The organism is Paracoccus limosus (assembly GCF_009711185.1).
Taxonomy (GTDB): domain Bacteria; phylum Pseudomonadota; class Alphaproteobacteria; order Rhodobacterales; family Rhodobacteraceae; genus Paracoccus; species Paracoccus limosus.
In genome coordinates this window covers 63,612-81,135 of sequence record NZ_WMIF01000006.1, presented here as the reverse complement: position 1 = coordinate 81,135, position 17,524 = coordinate 63,612, and the positions used below count along the sequence as shown (strand labels likewise).

The window sequence follows — 17,524 nt, the reverse complement described above, 5'->3', positions numbered from 1 at the left end:
GAATAGGCGAAATACATTAACAACTGTTGCGCGTATCAGGCATACCGCCTCGGCGGGTTTGAACCAACCTATAAAACTGTTCGAATGCCTGCCTTTTTAGGCAGACTGCCCACCGCGACAGGCCCTGCATCGGGCTGGGGCGCATGTTTGAGCAACCGCCTGGCATTGCCCAACAGCGTCCCGGCCGCGAGCCATGTCATCGGCGTCTGCGTTGCGTTCGGCAGCAGGTCCAGACAGTTCATCGCCACCATCAGCGACAGGCAGCCCATCACCAGCAGCTCATATTTCCGACCGCTGCCCTTCCCGCCCGGAATGGCGCGCATCATCGTCCAGATCGGCGTCAGCAGCAGCAGGAAGATTGCCATATAGCCAAGGATCCCCTTGGCGCCGATCCAGATCACCCAGACCCCGTCCGGGATGGCGCTGAGCTTACCGTCCACCGGGTCGTAGAACAGCGAGCGACCCCAGCCGCCCCAACCCAGCACCGGCCGTTCCAGCGCGCGCTCCAGCAGCTTTTCCTCGTTGACCAGACGGAACTCCAGCGAACGCCCGCGCTCGGGCGAAACTGCCATGGCGGTGTTGACGATGGCCTGCATCGGCGACATGGGCGAAGCCCGCAGCATCGGATAGGCCAGCGAAACCGAACCCACCAGCGCCGCCACCAGCACCATCACCCTTGGCCGCGCCAGCAGGATCAGCGGCGCCGCCATCATCGCCTGAATCAGCGACCCGGCGGTCTTGCACAGCACCAGAATGCAGCCGAGGTAACAGGCGATCAGCACGTTGCGCCGGGTCGGATTGCCCCGCGCCAGCACGATGGCCGACAAAAACGCCCACATGGTGATCAATGCCACCCACAGCGGATGTTCAAGGAACACGATGGGGCGAAAGCCGCCATAGCGCACCGTCTGGCTGAAATCATGCTGGAAATAGCCATAGACGATGATGTTCGACTGCGGGCTGAAGCGCATCTCGAACAGCATGAGCAGGCTGTAGCACAGGATGCCGGTGACAAGGCCGCGCATCAGCAACTCGGCCCCGCGCAGGTCCGACAGCCAGCGAAAGCCCAGCAGGAACGGCAGGATCTGCATATAGACCAGCATGGTATCGGCCAGACCATTGGCAATCGTCAGGCCGGGCCGGACGTTGATTCCGTCATACAGCGTGTCGGGATTGGTCAGCGCCGTCAGCATCGGCTGGACCATGACCAGCACCAGCAGGACCGTGACCAGCGTGCCGTATTCGGGCGGGCGCGGCACCTCGTCGGGGATGTCGCGGCGCAGGAACAGGATCAACGCCGCCGAGAGCGCCGGGATCATCGGCTTGCCGATCCCCGGCACCAGCGGCAGGTCGATGTCGATCAGCGGCGGCAGGATCAGGTAACCCAGCAGGATGGTGCAGACCAGCGCCGCCTGCTTGTCCATGCGTGCAAAGATCACCGCCGTGACCGCCGGCCAAAGCAGCAGCATCATGAACGCAAAGGCGGGCAACAGCCATTCCCCTGACTACGACTGGTTTCGTGACGGTTCGCGCGAAAGCGGATTGCATTCCGGCCACGCGCGACCCATCCTGCCCACAACCTAGGCCGGATAGATTTGCATCATGCAGTTCAGCTTTCCCGACGGCAATGCCGTTCGGATCAATTGTCCAGATTCTGACTCACTTCTGCGGCAAGTTCGCCGCAACCTGAACGAGAATTCAGGCTTTACTCTGGCGACGATCAACGTCGATCATTTGCAGCGTCTGGCCGAAGAACCGGCCTTTCGCCGGGCCTATGCGGCGCAGGATCTGGTCTGCGCCGATGGCAACCCCATCGTCTGGCTGTCGCGGCTGGCCGGCAAGCCGGTCCGGCTGGCACCCGGCTCGGATCTGGTGCTGCCGCTGGCGGCCGAGGCCGCAGCCCAAGACCTGCCCATCGGGCTGATCGGCAGCAGCGAGACCTCGCTGGCGCTGGCCGCCCGCGCGATGGAACAACGCGTGCCGGGGCTGCGCGTCACCTTGACCCATGCGCCGGGCTTTCCCTTTGACCCGATGGGCGACGAAGGCGCCGAGATCATCGAGCGCATCCGCCAATCCGGCGCTCGGCTGTGTTTTCTGGCGCTTGGCGCGCCCCGGCAAGAGATCTTTGCCATCCGCGCCCGCGATGCCTTGGGCAATGTCGGCTTTGCCTCGATTGGCGCCGGGCTCGACTTTCTGTCGGGCCATCAGCGCCGCGCGCCGAAACTGGTGCGGCAGGTCAAGATGGAATGGCTGTGGCGGATGCTGTCGAACCCGCGCCGGCTGGCCGGACGCTATGCCCGTGGCTTCACGATCCTGCCCGGACATGCTGCGGCCGCCCTGCGGCAGCGCGGCCGGAATCGCGCGGGCTGAGCACGGCAGCCAGATGGTCCATGCGGGCGTCGAATTCGATGCCGAAATCATGGCGCCGCGCATAGTCCAGCCCGGCCTCGGCCCGCGCCATCACCTCGGTGCGGTCACGGTCCAGCTCGGCGATGCGCCCGGCCATGGCCTCGACATTGCCCATCGGCAGGCACCATGCCGCCCCGCTGTCCTGTGCCAGAGCCGCCAGCATGTGATTGGCAAAGCCGACCACCGGCAGGCCGCAGCCCATGGCCTCGACATAGGTGCAGGAGGGGTCCGACTGCATGTGACAGCTGACGAACACATCCGCCTCGCGGCGCGAGACCGGCACAAGGCCAGTTTCAAAGGGCACCGGCGCGTGCAGCTGCACCAGCCCGGCCAACCCCTCGCGCGCGATACCTTCGCGGATCTCGGGCTCCAGCGCGCCAGTGCCATAGATCGTCAGGCTGAACGGCATGCCGCGATCGCGCAGCGCCCGCGCCAGCGGGATCAGCAGATGCCCGCCCTTCATCCGCTCCAGCCGGCCCGAATGGATCAACCGCAGCGGCTGGCCCTGATCGTGGCGCTGACGACGGGCGGCCATCTCGGCGGGGGTGGCCAGCATCCCGGTGCTCATCCGGTTGTCGAGATAGCGCAGCGGCCGCGCGTTCAGCCGCGCATAGGCGCCTTCGGCCGGGAAACCGTTCAGCTGGATGCCATCGGCCAGCCGCAGCTCGCGTCGGCGCGCGCGCTCGGCGCGGATGTTCCACAGCATCGACCACAGCCGGCGCGGCAGGTTGCGATCGCGGTCCAGCCCGGCGATCCGCAGCCGCGTCTCCAGCGTATATTCGATGCCATAGACGACGCGCAGCCCCCGCGCCCGCGCGGCAGCCCCCAGCGCCAGTTGATCGACCATATCGGCCGAGGCCAGGATGACACCGGGCGCATCGCCCAGAGCGCTTTCCAGCGGTGCGTCCTGCGCCAGCAGCGTCACCGCAAAGGGCAGAGTCGCCGGATCGACCGGCGCGGCAAAGGGCAAGGCGCCCTTGCCCAGATCGCGCATGACCGCGCGCACCGGCCCGTCCCAGCGCTGCGCATGCAGCGTCATGCCCGAGACGAATTTCTCGTCCATCAGCAGCCGGCCATCCGGCATCCGCGCTGCCGGAACCGCTGCGAACAGCGTCAATTCACCCCGACCCAAAACCATCTCACCCTATCCCTGACTGCAAAACTGCCAGCACAGGCACATTCATACAGAATGTGGGCAGGTGCGCACGATCACAATTGCAATATTCTTCCGGGGATTGTTTTTCTGGTGACACATGCGCCCTGCGCGGGCTGCTCACCAACGCGGCCGACAGGAACGCCACGCAGAACGGATGCCGGGGCGAATCCACTGGACCCACCCCGGGGATCTGTTCTTAGCCGTGAACCAGCTTCTTGCCGTTGCGCTGATGGCGCTCGACCATCTGCCGCGCCTTGGCGCCGGGGATCAGCGGTCGCACCGGCTGGGCGCTTTCGGCGCGCAGTTCCGGGAACAGGGCAAAGATCTCTTCGGCGGCTTCCGGGCCAATGGCCTTCAGCGCCTCGGGGCCGGTGAACAGCGATTCGGTTTCCGCACCGTTCGAGACGACGATCTCGTGCCGGTCGAACAGGATGTGGAAATATTCCACCGCATCCACCGTCAGCTCCTCAATCCCGTCCAGCGCCAGCAGTTGCCGCGCCGCCACCAGCACCTCGTCCGAGCCGAACATGCGCTGCGCGATGGCCGAACGGACAAGGATACGGTGCTGCGGCGAGACCAGAAGATCGTTGGCCGGCATGCCATCACCCAGCGCCCCGGCGGCAATGCGGATCGGGCGCAGCTTGGGCGAAACCGCCAGATCGATCCGATCCAGCGCCCGGCCGCCGATCCAGCGCACCGGCTGCAGGCCATGGTCGCGGGTCCGCACCAGATCACCGACGCGCAGATCCTCGACCGCCACCTCGCCCGAGACCGTCAGGATGCGGGTGCCGCGGCAGAAGCAGGGAATGCCCATCTGATGCAGGCGATGAGGCGTCAGCGTGTCGGGATCGACCCCCGGCAGCCACAGCTCTTCGCCATTCGGGAAGCTGATGACGGCGAAATGGTTGCCGAACTGATCGACATCTTCGCGCACGCCGACATCGGACATCGAGATCGGATTACCATCTGCATCATGCAGACCGCTGACATCCAGAACATCCGCCTGCGCCGGGCCGCCCCAGCCATCGACGCTGTCGCCGAAGGAAAAGCCGATCAGCGTGTCTTTGCCGAAGCCATCCTCCAGCACCACGGTATCGGCCTGCGAATCCAGCGAGGCAGTGCCGTCCAGACGGAAGAAGTCGCCGTTCATCGAGATGACGTCGTCGCCCTTGCCGCCGATCAGCGTATCGGCGCCCCAGCCACCTTCCAGCGTGTCATTGCCATCGCTGCCGATGATCGAGTCATTGCCGTCCGAGGAAAAGATCTTGATGCCATCAGCGCCCGAAGCGTCGATGGTGTCATTGCCCGAGCCGGTCAGGAAGTTCTGGAAATTGCTGAAATCCAGATGACCCTGCACGCCGCCCTGCGCATCGACGGTGCCGCTGCCACCGGCATTGATCACCATCTTGACGCCATCGCCGTTCCAGGTCGATTGCCAGGCGTTCAGCGTGTTGTGGCCGGTGCCGCCGTCATAGACATCATTGCCGACCGGGCTGTCGCTGTTGCCGTTGCCCCAGCGGATGCCGTCATCGCCGCCCTCGCCAAAGACGGTGTCGTTGCCCGAGCCGGTCTCGATCACGTCATTGCCGCCGCCGCCATGCACCAGATCGTCGCCGTCGCCGGTGCTGATGTAATCGGTCATGTTGCTGCCGACCACGGTGTCATCGCCGGCGCCGGTATAGACGCGGATGCCGATGCCGTGATTGTCCCAGTCCAGATGCGCATGGGTCGCGCCGCTGGCGTCAACGCTGTCATTGCCGCCGCCGGTCTGGATGCGCTCGAAGCCGGTGAACGAGACATGGTCGCCCTGGGCATTGGTCGCCGTGCCGGATTCGCTGTCGGTCAGCGTGACGTTCAGCCCGTCATGCGGGCCGGCCGACTGGTTCAGGCTCAGCGTGTCGCCACCATTGTGCGAATAGGGGTCCGAGTTGAAATTCTCGTCGCCATAGCCGCCGTTCAGATTGCTGGAGGTGCCGCCGCCGGCGCTTTCGTTCCAGAACACGCGATCGGCGCCGGTGCCCGCGTCGATGCTGTCATTGCCGCCGCCGCCGTTGATCGTATCGTCGCCCGCACCGCCCAGAATGGTGTCGTCGGCGCTGGTGCCGGACAGGCTGTCGTTGCCATCGGTTCCGTCAATAACGCTCATCTAAATCGCTCTCCAAATATACAGTTTTACCAAAAGCGCGCGAACAACAGCCTTCAGGACAAGGCGATTCGGAACCGCGGCCTTGATGCCGATTTAAACGACATGACAGGGTAAGGATGAGCTGTCCTTTTGGACAGTTTCCTCGGCCGGTCAGACAATTTCGGCCTCGGGCTGGGCCAGCACCATCCAATGCGAACGCAGCGGGCAAAGATGCACCGTCTCTCCCGGCGCGGGCAGGGCTGCGGTGGGTGCGTTGAACCGGTCCATGACGATCGACTGCCCGGCTGCGCGCGCGCGCAGCCGCTGGACCGAGCCAAGGAACTCGACCCCGGTCACCTCGGCGGGAATGCCGGTCTCGGCCAGCACCAGCCCCTCGGGGCGGGCGGCCAGCACCAGCGGGCCCGGGCCGACCGGGCGACCCAGCTCGATTTCGGTGCCGCCGACGCGCAGCCGGCCCGTGGCCGCATCCAGCACCTCGGCCGGAAAGCGGTTGAGCGTGCCGACGAAATTGGCGACGAAATCGGTCGTGGGGTGGTTGTAGATCTCGCGCGGGGTGCCGGTCTGATCGGCGACGCCGCGGTGCATGACCACGATGCGGTCGGAAATCGACAGTGCCTCTTCCTGATCATGGGTGACGAAAATGGTGGTGATGCCCAGTTGCTGCTGAATCTCGCGGATCTGGTTGCGCAGGCTGACGCGGATCTTGGCGTCCAGCGCCGACAAGGGCTCGTCCAGCAGCAGCACGCGCGGACGCGGCGCCAGGGCACGGGCCAAGGCCACACGCTGCTGCTGGCCGCCCGACAACTGCCACGGATAGCGCCCGCCCATCTGCGGCAGGCCGATCAGATCCAGCATCTCGGCCACGCGCGGGCCGCGCTCGGCGCGGGGCACGCCCGCGACCTTCAGACCAAAGCCCACGTTGTCGGCCACGGTCAGGTTGGGAAACAGCGCATAGGCCTGAAACACCATGCCGATCTGGCGCTGGTTCGGGCGCAGCCCGGTCACGTCCTGACCGTCGATCAGGATGCGTCCTGCGCTGGGGGTCTCGAACCCGGCCACCATGCGCAGCACGGTGGTCTTGCCGCAGCCCGACGGGCCGAGAAAGGAAATGAACTCGCCCTTTTCGACGCGCATGTCAAAGTCATGCACGACCTTGGTGTCGCCAAAGGATTTCTGCAGATGGTCAAGGGTCAGGAAGCTCATGTCGCGGTCTTTCGCACACCCGCAAGGCGGGAAATCAGTTGCATCACGCCCATGCAGCCCCAGGTGACGGCAAAGGCGATCACGGCCAGAGCGGCGGGCTCATAGGCGCGGTTGGCGCCCAGAAGCTGCATATAGGGGCCGAAGGCCGGCCGGTTCAGCAGCGCGGCCATGGTGAATTCGCCGATGACGATGGCGAAGGACAGGAACGCGCCCGACATCACCGCGCCCAGCACATTGGGCAGGATCAGCCGGCCTATGATCCGCACCCAGCCCGCGCCCAGCGATTGCGCCGCCTCGGTCAGCGAGCGCACGTCCATGGTCGAAAGCCCGGTATCGACGGCGCGATACATATAGGGCAGCGCCAGCGTGGCATAGCCGCACAGCAGCAGAATATTGGTGCCGCCGGCGGTGCCGGTCAGCGGCAGGATCGAGCTGGTGTTGTAAAGCCGGATATAGCCAAAGACCACGACGATGGCCGGGATCACCAGTGGCAGCAGGGTGACGAATTCGATCACCGGGCGCAGGCGCGGCAGGCGCAGCCGCACCCAGTAGGCCGTCGGCACCACCAGCACGACGCCCAGCACGATGGTCAACAGCGCCATCATCACCGAATAGCCGAAGGTGGCGCGAAAGGCCGGATCGGCCAGAACCGAGCGATAGGCGTCCAGCGAATATGCCCCCCGCCGCATCCGCAGCGAGAATTCGATGGTGCCGATCAGCGGCAGCAGGAAATAGAGCGCGCCGATGACCAGCGCCGCCCATGACCACAGGCGTTTCATCGCATCCACCTCTCGGCGCGGGTGCGCATGATGACATAGGCCAGATTGGCAAGCCCCGTGACCAGGATCATGCCAAAGGCCATGGCATAGCCCAGATGCGGATCCTGCAGCACGTCACCGCGGATCTGCGCAAACAGCATGATCGGCACGATCGACAGCGACGATCCGGTCAGCGCATAGGCCGTGGCCACCGCGCCGAAGCTGTTGGCAAAGAGCAGTGCGAAAGTGCCCAGAAGCGAGGGGAACAGGATCGGCAGCGCCACCATGCGCCAATATTGCGACGTGCTGGCGCCCAGCACCTCGGCCGCCTCGCGCCATTCCCGCTTCAACCCCTCCAGCGCGGGGGTGATGATCAGGATCATCAGCGGGATCTGGAAGAACAGATAGGTCAGCGTCAGGCCCCAGAAGGACAGCAGGTTGAAGCCCATGGCATAGATGTTGATGCCGAACCATTGCTTGAGCAGCATGGTCACCAGCCCGACGCGGCCCAGCGTCGCGATAAAGGCAAAGGCCAGCGGCACGCCGGCAAAATTCGAGGCCACGCCCGAAAACGTCATCAGCGGCGCCTTGATCCAGCCCGGCAAGCCGCCCATCACCACCGCCGCCGCCATGGCGAACCCGATCAGGCAACCCAGGATCGCCGAGGCGAGCGAGACCTTGATCGAGATGGCAAAGCTGTCGACGATGCGCGGCGCGGTCAGCCCCTGCAGATTGGCCAGCGTAAAGCCGCCCTCGCTGTTCTGGAACGCGCCGATGACGATGTTCATCGTCGGCAGGATCAGAAACAGCGCCGCAAAGGCAAAAAAGGGCATGACGCCCAACCAGTTCCAGCCTGTCTTCATCATGTCTCCCTGCCGGATCGCCCCGCCCCCGGCAAAGGGGGCGGGACGCCCCTGGCTTATTCCTTGACGGCGGCGCCGACGACCTTGTCCCAGCCCTCGGTCACGACCTTCTTGTTGGCCTCCTGCTGGGCCAGGGTCGGGAAGATCGCCTTTTCATAAGAGGCGGCCGGCGGCAGCGCGTCCAGCAGTTCTTGCGGAACCTTGCCGCTCTTGACCAGATCGTTGAAGCGGATCGGGTGGCAATAGCCCTTGAGCCAGCCCAGCTGACCCTCGTCCGAATACAGGTATTCCATCCACAGTTTGGCGGCGTTCGGATGCGGCGCATGCGCCGAGATCGCCTGCACATAGACGCCCGCGACGACGCCGTCCTCGGGGATGATCACCTCGACCGGCGGGTTGCCCTTCAGCCCGTCGCGCCAGCTCAGCAGGTTGTAGTCCCAGGCGGTGACGATCGGGGTCGCGCCCTGCGCGATGGTCGCCGACTTGCCGATGACCGGGACGAAGTTGCCGGCCTTGTTCACGGCGGCCATCAGCTCCATGCCCTTCTGGCCCGAGGCCTCGCCCGGCTCGCCGCCATTGGCAATGCCGGCCGCCATGACCGAGATGATCGCCTGCGCCGAGGCGCGCGGATCGCCGGCCAGCGCGAATGCGCTGCTGTATTCGGGCTTGCTGAGGTCTTTCCAGGTCTTGGGCGCCTGCTCGATCAGGTCCGAGTTCACGCCAAAGGCCATGACGCCGTAATAGTCGCCATACCAATAGCCCTCGGCATCCTTGGCGTCCTCGGGGATCGTGTCCCAGGTCGCGACCTTGTAGGGCTGGATCAGCCCCTCGGCCTTGGCCTGCGGGCCAAAGGACAGGCCGACGTCGATCACGTCGGGCGCCTGCGGGCCCTTGTTGTCCTTGTTGGCGCGGATCGCCTCGAGTTCGTCGGCCGAGCCGGCATCGGGGTTCAGTTCGTTGACCTTGATCTCGGGGTATTTCGCCTTGAACCCATCGATCACCGCACCATAGCCGCACCAGTCATGCGGCAGCGCGATGGTGGTCAGCATGCCCTCGGCCTTGGCGGCCTGCTCCAGCGCGGCCATGTCCTGCGCCGAGGCGACCGAGGCGCTCAGCAGGCCGATGGCGGCAAGCCCGGCGGCGGTTGATTGGATGGTCATTGTCAAACTCCGTTGCGTATTGGCCGCGATGGGCGGCATGACCTGCCCCCTAGCGATGCCCAATGACAGTGTTGCGACAGGAACGCGAGCAAAGCAAAGGATTTTCCCGGATTGCCGCAGGGTCACGGCACCAGCGTCACCGCCACCCGCATCGGGTGCCCGCCCAGGATGTATTCGGCCTCGATCCGCTGCCCCGGAAGGGCGCGGCCAAGGCTGCTGAGCGACCCCAGCGACACCACCGAGCCCTCGCCCAGATCATAGCCGCCCCATTGGACCAGCCACAGCAGCGCGTCCAGCGGATGGCCCATGATCTGATCGCCCCGCCCCCGCGCCACGGGTGTGCCATTGACCTTCAGCACCACCTGCATCTGCGCCAGATCGGCCACCGGATCGGCCAGTTCCGAGATCGGCACCGGCTTGCCCAGAACCCCGCGCCACGGCAGGCCGCCATAGGCCGCCAGCAGCGGCGCCGTCGGCACCTGCCCCTGCGGCCATGCAAGATCGGGCAGCTCGATAAAGGGGCGCACGTCGCGCAGCGCCCGGACCACATCCTCGCGGGTGCGGGCCTGCATGATCGCGGGGCTGGCCACGGTCACCACCAGATCGGCCTCGTAAAGCGGGTTGCGGCTGCCGGCGAGGCTCAGCCGGCTGCCATCGGGGCGCAGCATCGGTGCAAACAGCGCGCCGGCGATCGGCTCGGCGATGCCATAGCGGCGCTGCGCCTCGGTCGAGGTCATGCCGATCTTGACCCCCACCGGCGGGCCCAGCTGCGCCTGCAGCACACCGCGAAAGCTGTCATAGGCGCAGCGCGCGTCCTGCATGTTCCAGACCAGCGGATCGACCAGCCGCTGTCCCGCGATCCAGCCCCGCGCCGCGTTCTGCATCAACGACACGTCCGGGCAGGCCGCCAGCGCCGGCTGCGCCAGCAGGGCAAGACTGGCACATGCGATCGACACCCTCATCCGCCGCTCCTGCAAAAGTTTCAGCCGCAGACGTTGCCGCAAGCCGCAGCCGCTGTCACGGCGGAATTTTTGCCTATGCGCCAAGACGGTTTGCATCCCCCGCCCCATCCCCTAGAAGGGCTTACCCGACAGAACAGGGCAGGACATGAGCGACCAACCGACCCCGATGATGGCGCAATATCTGGCGATCCGCGAGGCCAATCCCGGCGCTTTGCTGTTCTATCGCATGGGCGATTTCTACGAGATGTTCTTCGATGATGCCATGGCGGCCTCGGCGGCGCTCGACATCGCGCTGACCAAGCGCGGCACCCATCTGGGCGAGCCGATCCCGATGTGCGGCGTGCCGGTCCATGCCGCCGAAAGCTACCTGCTGACCCTGATCCGCAAGGGCTTTCGCGTCGCCATCGCCGAGCAGATGGAGGACCCGGCCGAGGCCCGCAAGCGCGGGGCAAAATCGGTGGTCGCCCGCGACGTGGTGCGGCTGGTCACGCCGGGCACCCTGACCGAGGAATCGCTGCTTGAGGCGCGGCGGCACAATTTTCTGGCCAGTTTCGCCAGCGTGCGCGACGATTCCGCGCTGGCCTGGGTCGATATCTCGACCGGCGAATTCCGCGTCATGCCCTGCCCTCCGGTCCGACTGGCACCCGAACTGGCCCGCCACGCCCCGCGCGAGCTGTTGGCCGCCGAAGGTAGCCGGCTGGACGAGACCGCCCGCGAGGCCGGCGCGGCCCTGACCGAACTGCCCGCCGGCAGTTTCGACAGCGGCGGCGCCACCCGCCGGCTGTGCGCGATGTTCGGGGTCGAGACGCTGGAGGGGTTTGGCGGCTTTTCCCGCGCCGAGCTGTCGGCCATGGGCGCCATCGCCGATTATCTCGAACTGACGCAAAAGGGGCGAATGCCGCTGATCCGCCGGCCGCTGCGCGAATCCCCCGGCGGCGCCATGCAGATCGACGCCGCCACCCGGCGCAATCTGGAACTGACGCAAGCGCTGTCGGGCGGGCGCGAAGGCTCGCTGCTGGCGGCGATCGACCGCACGGTGACAGCGGGCGGCGCACGGCTGATGGAGCGGCGCATCAGCGCACCCTCGCGCGATCTGGACCAGATCCATGCCCGGCAGGCGGCGGTGGCGCATCTGGCCGGCGATCCGCGCCTGACCGCCGATCTGCGCGAGTCGCTGAGCCGCGCCCCCGACATGGACCGCGCGCTGTCGCGGCTGGCGCTGGACCGGGGCGGACCGCGCGATCTGGCCGCGATCCGGGCCGGGCTGACGCAAGGGACGGCCATTGCCGCGCTCTTGGGCGATGACGAGATCGCCGTGCTGGCCGAGGCCGCCCGCGACCTGACCGGCCATGATGATCTGATCGACCTGCTGGACGAGGCGCTGGTGGCCGAGCCGCCGCTTTTGACCCGCGACGGCGGCTTTACCGCGCCGGGCTTTGATCCCGAACTGGACGAGACCCGTGCTCTGCGCGACGAGGGCCGTGGCGTCATCGCCCGGATGCAGGCCGACTATATCGCAGAATCCGGCGTCACCAGCCTGAAGATCAAGCACAACAACGTGCTGGGCTATTTCATCGAGACCACCTCGACCCATGCTGAACGCATGCTGGCGCCGCCGCTGAACGAACGTTTCATCCACCGCCAGACCACCGCCAACCAGATCCGCTTTACCACGGTCGCGCTGTCGGAGCTGGAGACCCGCATCCTGAACGCCCGCGACCGCGCGCTGGAAATCGAGCGGGGGATCTTTGCCCGGCTGCGGCAGGCGGTGCTGGACGCCTCGGGCGCCATCGGTCAGGCGGCCCGGGCGCTGGCCGAGATCGACCTGACTGCCGGCTTTGCCGATCTGGCCTCGGGCGAGGGCTGGGTGCAGCCGCAGGTCGATGCCAGCCGCGCCTTTGTCATCGAGGGCGGCCGCCACCCGGTTGTCGAGCGCGCGCTGAAGCGCAAGGGCGAGGCCTTTGTCGCCAATGATTGCGCGCTGACCGAAGGGCCGACCCCGGCGATCTGGCTGCTGACCGGTCCGAACATGGCCGGCAAATCGACCTTTCTGCGCCAGAACGCGCTGATCGCCATTCTGGCGCAGGCCGGCGCCTTTGTCCCCGCCCGCCGCGCCCATATCGGTCTGGTCAGCCAGCTTTTCAGCCGCGTTGGCGCCGCCGACGATCTGGCACGCGGCCGCTCGACCTTCATGGTCGAGATGGTCGAGACCGCCGCGATCCTGAACCAGGCCGATGACCATGCGCTGGTGATCCTTGACGAGATCGGGCGCGGCACCGCGACCTGGGACGGGCTCAGCATCGCCTGGGCGGTGATGGAGCATCTGCATGCCACCAACCGCTGCCGCGCGCTTTTCGCCACGCATTATCACGAGATGACCACGCTGTCGGCCAAGCTGCCGGGGGTCGAGAACGCCACCGTCGCCGTGCGCGAATGGGAGGGCGAGGTGATCTTCCTGCACGAGGTCCGCAAGGGTGCTGCCGACCGCAGCTATGGCGTGCAGGTGGCGCGTCTGGCCGGGCTGCCGCCCGCCGTCGTGGAACGCGCGCGCGAGATCCTGCACCAGCTGGAAAGCGGTGCCCGCGATGGCGCCCGGCCGGCGGCGCTGCTGGATGACTTGCCGCTGTTTCGCGCCGCACCGCCACCCCCTGCCCCCGTGGCCGCGCCCAAGACCTCGCCGCTTGAGACGCGGCTGCGCGACATCGACCCCGACCAGATGACAGCGCGGCAGGCCCTGGATCTGGTCTATGAGCTGCGCGGGTTGCTGGCCTCAGGCTGAGGCGTCAAGCCCGGCCTGCCGCGAACGCGCCGCACGGCGCTGACGCCGGCGCAGGTCGCGGTCGATCAGCCGCAGGATGGTGTCGACGCCGCGCTGGCCGATGCGGATGCCCAGCATGCCCTGTCGCACCGTGGGCAGGCTGCCCGGTTCCTCGACGCCCGGCAGGTCGCAGAACACCGTCTCGTAATTGCAGCGCGCGACATGGGCGGCGGCCAGAAAATCGCCCCAGCGGTAAAGCTGGGTCTGGCTGTTGCCGATCTCGATCACCAGCGTGTCGGGACGGGCGTAGATCATATTGGCCAGCCCCGCGCCATGGGGCGCCAGAACGATGTCGGCGGCCTGCATGGCGGCGATCTGCTCCAGCGGTTGCAGATGTTCAAACAGCACCGTCTCGAAACCGCGCTCGCGCAGCGTCTCGTGCAGCGGCCCGGCGCCGGCCAGCTCGCGCTGCCGCGCCGCGCCATCCTGCGCCCGGCCCATCCAGACCAGGCGGGGCATGCCCGACAGCAGGGCACGCGGCAGGACGCGCAGCGCGCGGTCGCGCAACAGCCGCTGCGAGCTGTCAAAGGACGCCAGCAGCACCGCCCGCCGCGTCACCATATCGCCGCGCAGATTGGCCCAATCGGGCGCCATCGCCGCCTCGGCGGCCTTGTCGATGCGGCTGTCCTGCACCTGATAAAGATAGTGCCGATGATTGAACACCGACCGCACCGCCGCATAGCGGCGCGGCGCGCTTTCAAAGCTGAGCCGTGGCGCAAGCTCGGGGTAAAGCGCGCGCACAAAGGCCGGCATGAAGTCGCGCAGCTCGGGCTTGCGCATGTGCAGATGGATCGGCTGCTGGCCCGGAGCATCGGCGAAATGCGCCAGCGCCCCCAGCGTCTCCATGGTGAAATGGAAATAGTTGAAGCCGTTGCGCAGCTCCAGCGCGATGGGCAGATGATCGCTTTCGGCGTGCCAGACCGGCGGCTGGAACGGGCCGCCAAAGCGGCCTTGGCGCAGGGCGATGGCCAATCGTTCCTGCACGCGCGGCGCACTGTTTTGCACGTCGTAGCGCGTGCGCAACCGGTCGCCGGCGGCGCCGTTCAGCACGAAGCGCCCGTCGATCGCGGCCACCCCGTCGGCATATTCGACCCGCTCCAGCACCACCGGGCAGGCGTTGATCTCCATCACTGTGCCCAAAAGCCGGCGCTGCTGGGTGTCGATCTGGGTCTGCTGCATCTCCAGCACCTCGTCGCGGTCGCTGGCGGCATGCAGCCCGATCCGGGCCGAGGGCGCCGGGCGGATCACCCAGCCCGGACGCGGCGGCAGATAGGACAGGCCGCGATGGATCGAAGGCATGTAAAAGGCGTCGAGCGGCTCGCGGCGCAGATCCAGCGACATGGTGTGGGCGCTTCCTTCCTGAGGTGCGGGATGCGCGCGAAAGGGCCCGGACTAGATCTTGACCTTGACGAAACTGTCCCGCAGCGCGGCCGACCATGCCGCGGACATTGCCATGAAAGCCGGATCGCCGTCCAGTATCCGGCGCCGGCTGCTGATGCAGAGCGCGTCGCGTTCGATCACCGCCAGATCCAGCGGCATACCGACCGACAGGTTCGAGCGCAGCGTCGAATCCATCGACAACAGCACCGCCTTTTGCGCGTCGGCCAGCGAGGTTTCCGGCGTCACCACCCGGTCAAGGATCGGCTTGCCGTATTTATGCTCGCCGATCTGCAGGAAGGGCGTGTCATCGGTGGCCATGATGAAATTGCCCTGCGGATAGATCAGGAACAGCCGCATCTCGCCGCCCTTGCGCTGGCCGGCGACGATAAAGCTGGCGCTGGCCTGCTGGTTCAGGTCGCGGGTCTGCTCGGCGATCTCGCGCCGGGTGCGGTTCAGCGTGTCGCCGATGATGGTGGCGACCTGCAACATGCTCGTCGCCTTCATGATCGAGCTGGTCTCGTCCGCTTCGGGATCGTCCACCGCCTCTTGCAGGCGGCCCAGCGCGGTCTGCGTCACCGACAGGCTGCCGGCGGTCAGGATGACGATCACCCGCTCGCCCGGCTGCTCGAAGAAATACATCTTGCGATAGGTCGAGATGTTGTCCAGCCCGGCATTGGTGCGGGTGTCGGACAAAAGCACCAGCCCAGCGTTCAGTTTCAAACCGACACAATAGGTCATCGTCAGCACTCACGGAGAATCGCAGCGACCATAGGACCCGGCTTGACCCTTGGCAACCAAGCACGACAGCCTATTGCTGACGCTGGCCCTGCGACTGGCTGGCCTGTTCGGCCTGCTGCTGGCCCTGCGACTGCGACTGACCCTGCGGCACCTCCTCGACATGGACGCGCACGGCCAGCGCCTCGACGCCCTGACCAAAGGCCATGCCGCGCACCGGTGCCGCGTCCTGCGCATCCAGCCCCGAGCCAAGGCGCACATAGCGGTCATCGGGACAACAGGCATTGGCGGCATCGAACCCGACCCAGCCCAGCGGGCCGACATGGATCTCGGTCCAGGCATGGGCGGCCTCATGCGGCTTGCCGTCGTCGCTGGAATGCAGATAGCCCGAGACATAGCGCGCCGGCAGGCCGCGTTCGCGGGCGCAGGCGATCAGCGCATGGGCATGGTCCTGACAGACCCCCTGCCCCAGCGCCAGCGCCTCGGCGGCCGAAGTCGCGGCCTCGGTCACGCCGGGGACATATTCGATCGCCTCGTTCACCGCCGCCGCCAGCTTGTGCGCCAGATCCAGCGCATCGTCGCCCTGCACCGCAGCCGCCAGTTCGCGCAGCGCCGCATCGGCGCGCGTCGCCGGGGTCGGGCGCAGATAGACCATGGGATTGACCGTCTCGCGGTGGCCGCGCAGCACACCGGCCGTGTCGCGGGTCTCGATCACGCCGGTAATGGTGACGGTGACCTCATCGACCGGGCCGCGCACGGTCCAGGATTCGATCCAGTCGCCGGCGCCGTCGCGAAATGCCGTGCCGCGCTGGCCACCGGTCACGCTGATGCGCCATTCGCCGACCCGCTGCCCCTCATAGACCGAAGGCGTCAGCCGCAGGCTTTGCACCAGCGCCGCGACCGGCGTGTCATAGCTGTAGCTGGTTTCATGGGTGATTTTCAGCTTCATGATCGCCCCCTCACATCCGGCCGCTGAAATAGTCTTCGTTGACGGCGTTCGAGACGGCCGAGATTTCGCCGATGAACCAGGTCAGGAATTCATGCAGACCTTCGTCGAAGATCGCCTCGATGTCACGCGCCATCAGCGATTCCAGCACCTGCCGCGCCTTGACCGAGGCGGTGGCCGGCGCGCTGTCGCCATAGCGCCGCACCAGCCCGTCAAGGTTCCAGACCGCCTCGTAAAGCGAAGTCAGCAGCGACCGCGGGCTTTCGCCGTTCAGGATCAGGAAATCGGCGACCTTGGCGGCGGTGATGTCGCCGCCATAGGCCCAATGGAACGCCCGATGCGCAGAAAGCGCGCGCAGGATCACCTGCCATTGGTAATTGTCGAGCCCCGAGCCGACAAATTCGACCCGTGGCAGCAGCACGAAATATTTCACGTCGAGCAGCCGCGAGGTGGCATCGGCCCGTTCCAGCGAATAGCCCAGATTGATGAAATGCCAGCCGTCGTTGCGCAGCTGCGTGGCATTGATCGCCCCGCGCACGGTCGAGCTGTGGCGCGTGGTGAAATCGGTCAGCATCGCCATATCCAGCTTGGCGCGCGAGGCCGTGCGCAATTGGCGCAATTCCTGATAGGCGGTATTGAGCGCGTCCCAGACCTGACTGGTCAGCGCGGTGCGCACGATGCGCCCGCCCTCGCGGGCCTTTTCGATACAGGAGGCGACCGAGGACGGGTTGTCGCAATCGAAAAACAGCCAGCTTTCGATATTCTCTTGCGTGATCGCGTCGCCATAGCGTTCGGCAAAGGGCCCCTGCGCCCCCGAGGCGCGCAAGAGCGATTCCCATTCGTTGCGATAGCCCTCTTCGGTATTGGGCAACAGCGTGATGCGGGCGCCAACGTCTAGCAGACGGGCGGCGGTTTCGGCGCGTTCCAGATGGCGGCCCATCCAGAACAGGTTGGCGGCGGTGCGGCTGAGCATGACTGGCGACCTCCC

At 66.4% G+C, this 17,524-nt stretch carries 14 protein-coding genes; 2 read left to right on the top strand and 12 right to left on the bottom strand.

The window, feature by feature from the left end; genetic code table 11:
• Positions 1-68: 68 nt before the first annotated feature.
• Positions 69-1,490 carry a hypothetical protein gene (locus tag GL279_RS06270; protein ID WP_155063765.1) on the bottom strand — a complete coding sequence of 474 codons (1,422 nt, stop codon included), beginning with the start codon at positions 1,488-1,490 and terminating at the stop codon, positions 69-71.
• 112 nt (positions 1,491-1,602) lie between these two features.
• Here GL279_RS06270 and GL279_RS06265 point away from each other — a divergent pair, with 112 nt between their 5' ends.
• The gene (locus GL279_RS06265; protein ID WP_155063764.1) at positions 1,603-2,370 is read left to right on the top strand and encodes a WecB/TagA/CpsF family glycosyltransferase; all 768 of its coding nucleotides are present in this window, start codon (positions 1,603-1,605) and stop codon (positions 2,368-2,370) included.
• On the opposite strand, the gene GL279_RS06260 is transcribed toward GL279_RS06265, so the two are convergent.
• The 7 genes from GL279_RS06260 to GL279_RS06230 form a co-directional block, all read right to left on the bottom strand.
• On the bottom strand, positions 2,306-3,547 hold the full coding sequence (locus tag GL279_RS06260; RefSeq protein ID WP_155063763.1) for a glycosyltransferase: 1,242 nt from the start codon (positions 3,545-3,547) through the stop codon (positions 2,306-2,308). The two genes, GL279_RS06265 and GL279_RS06260, sit on opposite strands and share 65 nt — an antisense overlap.
• A gap of 214 nt (positions 3,548-3,761) precedes the next feature.
• Complete coding sequence (locus GL279_RS06255) at positions 3,762-5,711, bottom strand: Hint domain-containing protein (protein ID WP_155063762.1); 1,950 nt, start codon at positions 5,709-5,711, stop codon at positions 3,762-3,764.
• Between the two features lie 150 nt (positions 5,712-5,861).
• Positions 5,862-6,914, bottom strand: a complete 1,053-nt coding sequence (locus GL279_RS06250) for an ABC transporter ATP-binding protein (protein ID WP_155063761.1) — start codon at positions 6,912-6,914, stop codon at positions 5,862-5,864.
• The gene (locus GL279_RS06245; protein WP_155063760.1) at positions 6,911-7,693 is read right to left on the bottom strand and encodes an ABC transporter permease; all 783 of its coding nucleotides are present in this window, start codon (positions 7,691-7,693) and stop codon (positions 6,911-6,913) included. The genes GL279_RS06250 and GL279_RS06245 overlap by 4 nt, the downstream gene beginning before the upstream one ends.
• Positions 7,690-8,538, bottom strand: a complete 849-nt coding sequence (locus GL279_RS06240; RefSeq protein WP_155063759.1) for an ABC transporter permease — start codon at positions 8,536-8,538, stop codon at positions 7,690-7,692. The genes GL279_RS06245 and GL279_RS06240 overlap by 4 nt, the downstream gene beginning before the upstream one ends.
• A 53-nt stretch (positions 8,539-8,591) precedes the next feature.
• Positions 8,592-9,695: an ABC transporter substrate-binding protein gene (locus GL279_RS06235; protein WP_155063758.1), complete on the bottom strand. Its 1,104-nt coding sequence runs from the start codon at positions 9,693-9,695 to the stop codon at positions 8,592-8,594.
• Between the two features lie 122 nt (positions 9,696-9,817).
• On the bottom strand, positions 9,818-10,657 hold the full coding sequence (locus GL279_RS06230) for a hydratase (protein WP_155063757.1): 840 nt from the start codon (positions 10,655-10,657) through the stop codon (positions 9,818-9,820).
• 145 nt (positions 10,658-10,802) lie between these two features.
• On the opposite strand from GL279_RS06230, the gene mutS reads away from it, so the two are divergent.
• Positions 10,803-13,436, top strand: a complete 2,634-nt coding sequence (mutS, locus tag GL279_RS06225; RefSeq protein WP_155063756.1) for a DNA mismatch repair protein MutS — start codon at positions 10,803-10,805, stop codon at positions 13,434-13,436.
• Here the strand turns inward: mutS and GL279_RS06220 are convergent.
• The 4 genes from GL279_RS06220 to GL279_RS06205 form a co-directional block, all read right to left on the bottom strand.
• Positions 13,428-14,816 (bottom strand): glycosyltransferase 61 family protein, encoded by a 1,389-nt coding sequence (locus tag GL279_RS06220; protein WP_155063755.1) that lies wholly within the window; start codon positions 14,814-14,816, stop codon positions 13,428-13,430. The genes mutS and GL279_RS06220 overlap by 9 nt on opposite strands.
• A gap of 51 nt (positions 14,817-14,867) precedes the next feature.
• Entirely contained in the window at positions 14,868-15,593 is a 726-nt protein-coding gene (locus GL279_RS06215; RefSeq protein WP_155063754.1) for an Ntn hydrolase family protein, read from the bottom strand.
• Between the two features lie 70 nt (positions 15,594-15,663).
• Positions 15,664-16,539 (bottom strand): transglutaminase family protein, encoded by an 876-nt coding sequence (locus GL279_RS06210; protein ID WP_155063753.1) that lies wholly within the window; start codon positions 16,537-16,539, stop codon positions 15,664-15,666.
• 10 nt (positions 16,540-16,549) lie between these two features.
• A complete protein-coding gene (locus GL279_RS06205) occupies positions 16,550-17,509 on the bottom strand; it encodes an alpha-E domain-containing protein (RefSeq protein WP_155063752.1) in 960 nt (319 codons plus the stop codon).
• Positions 17,510-17,524: the final 15 nt, after the last annotated feature.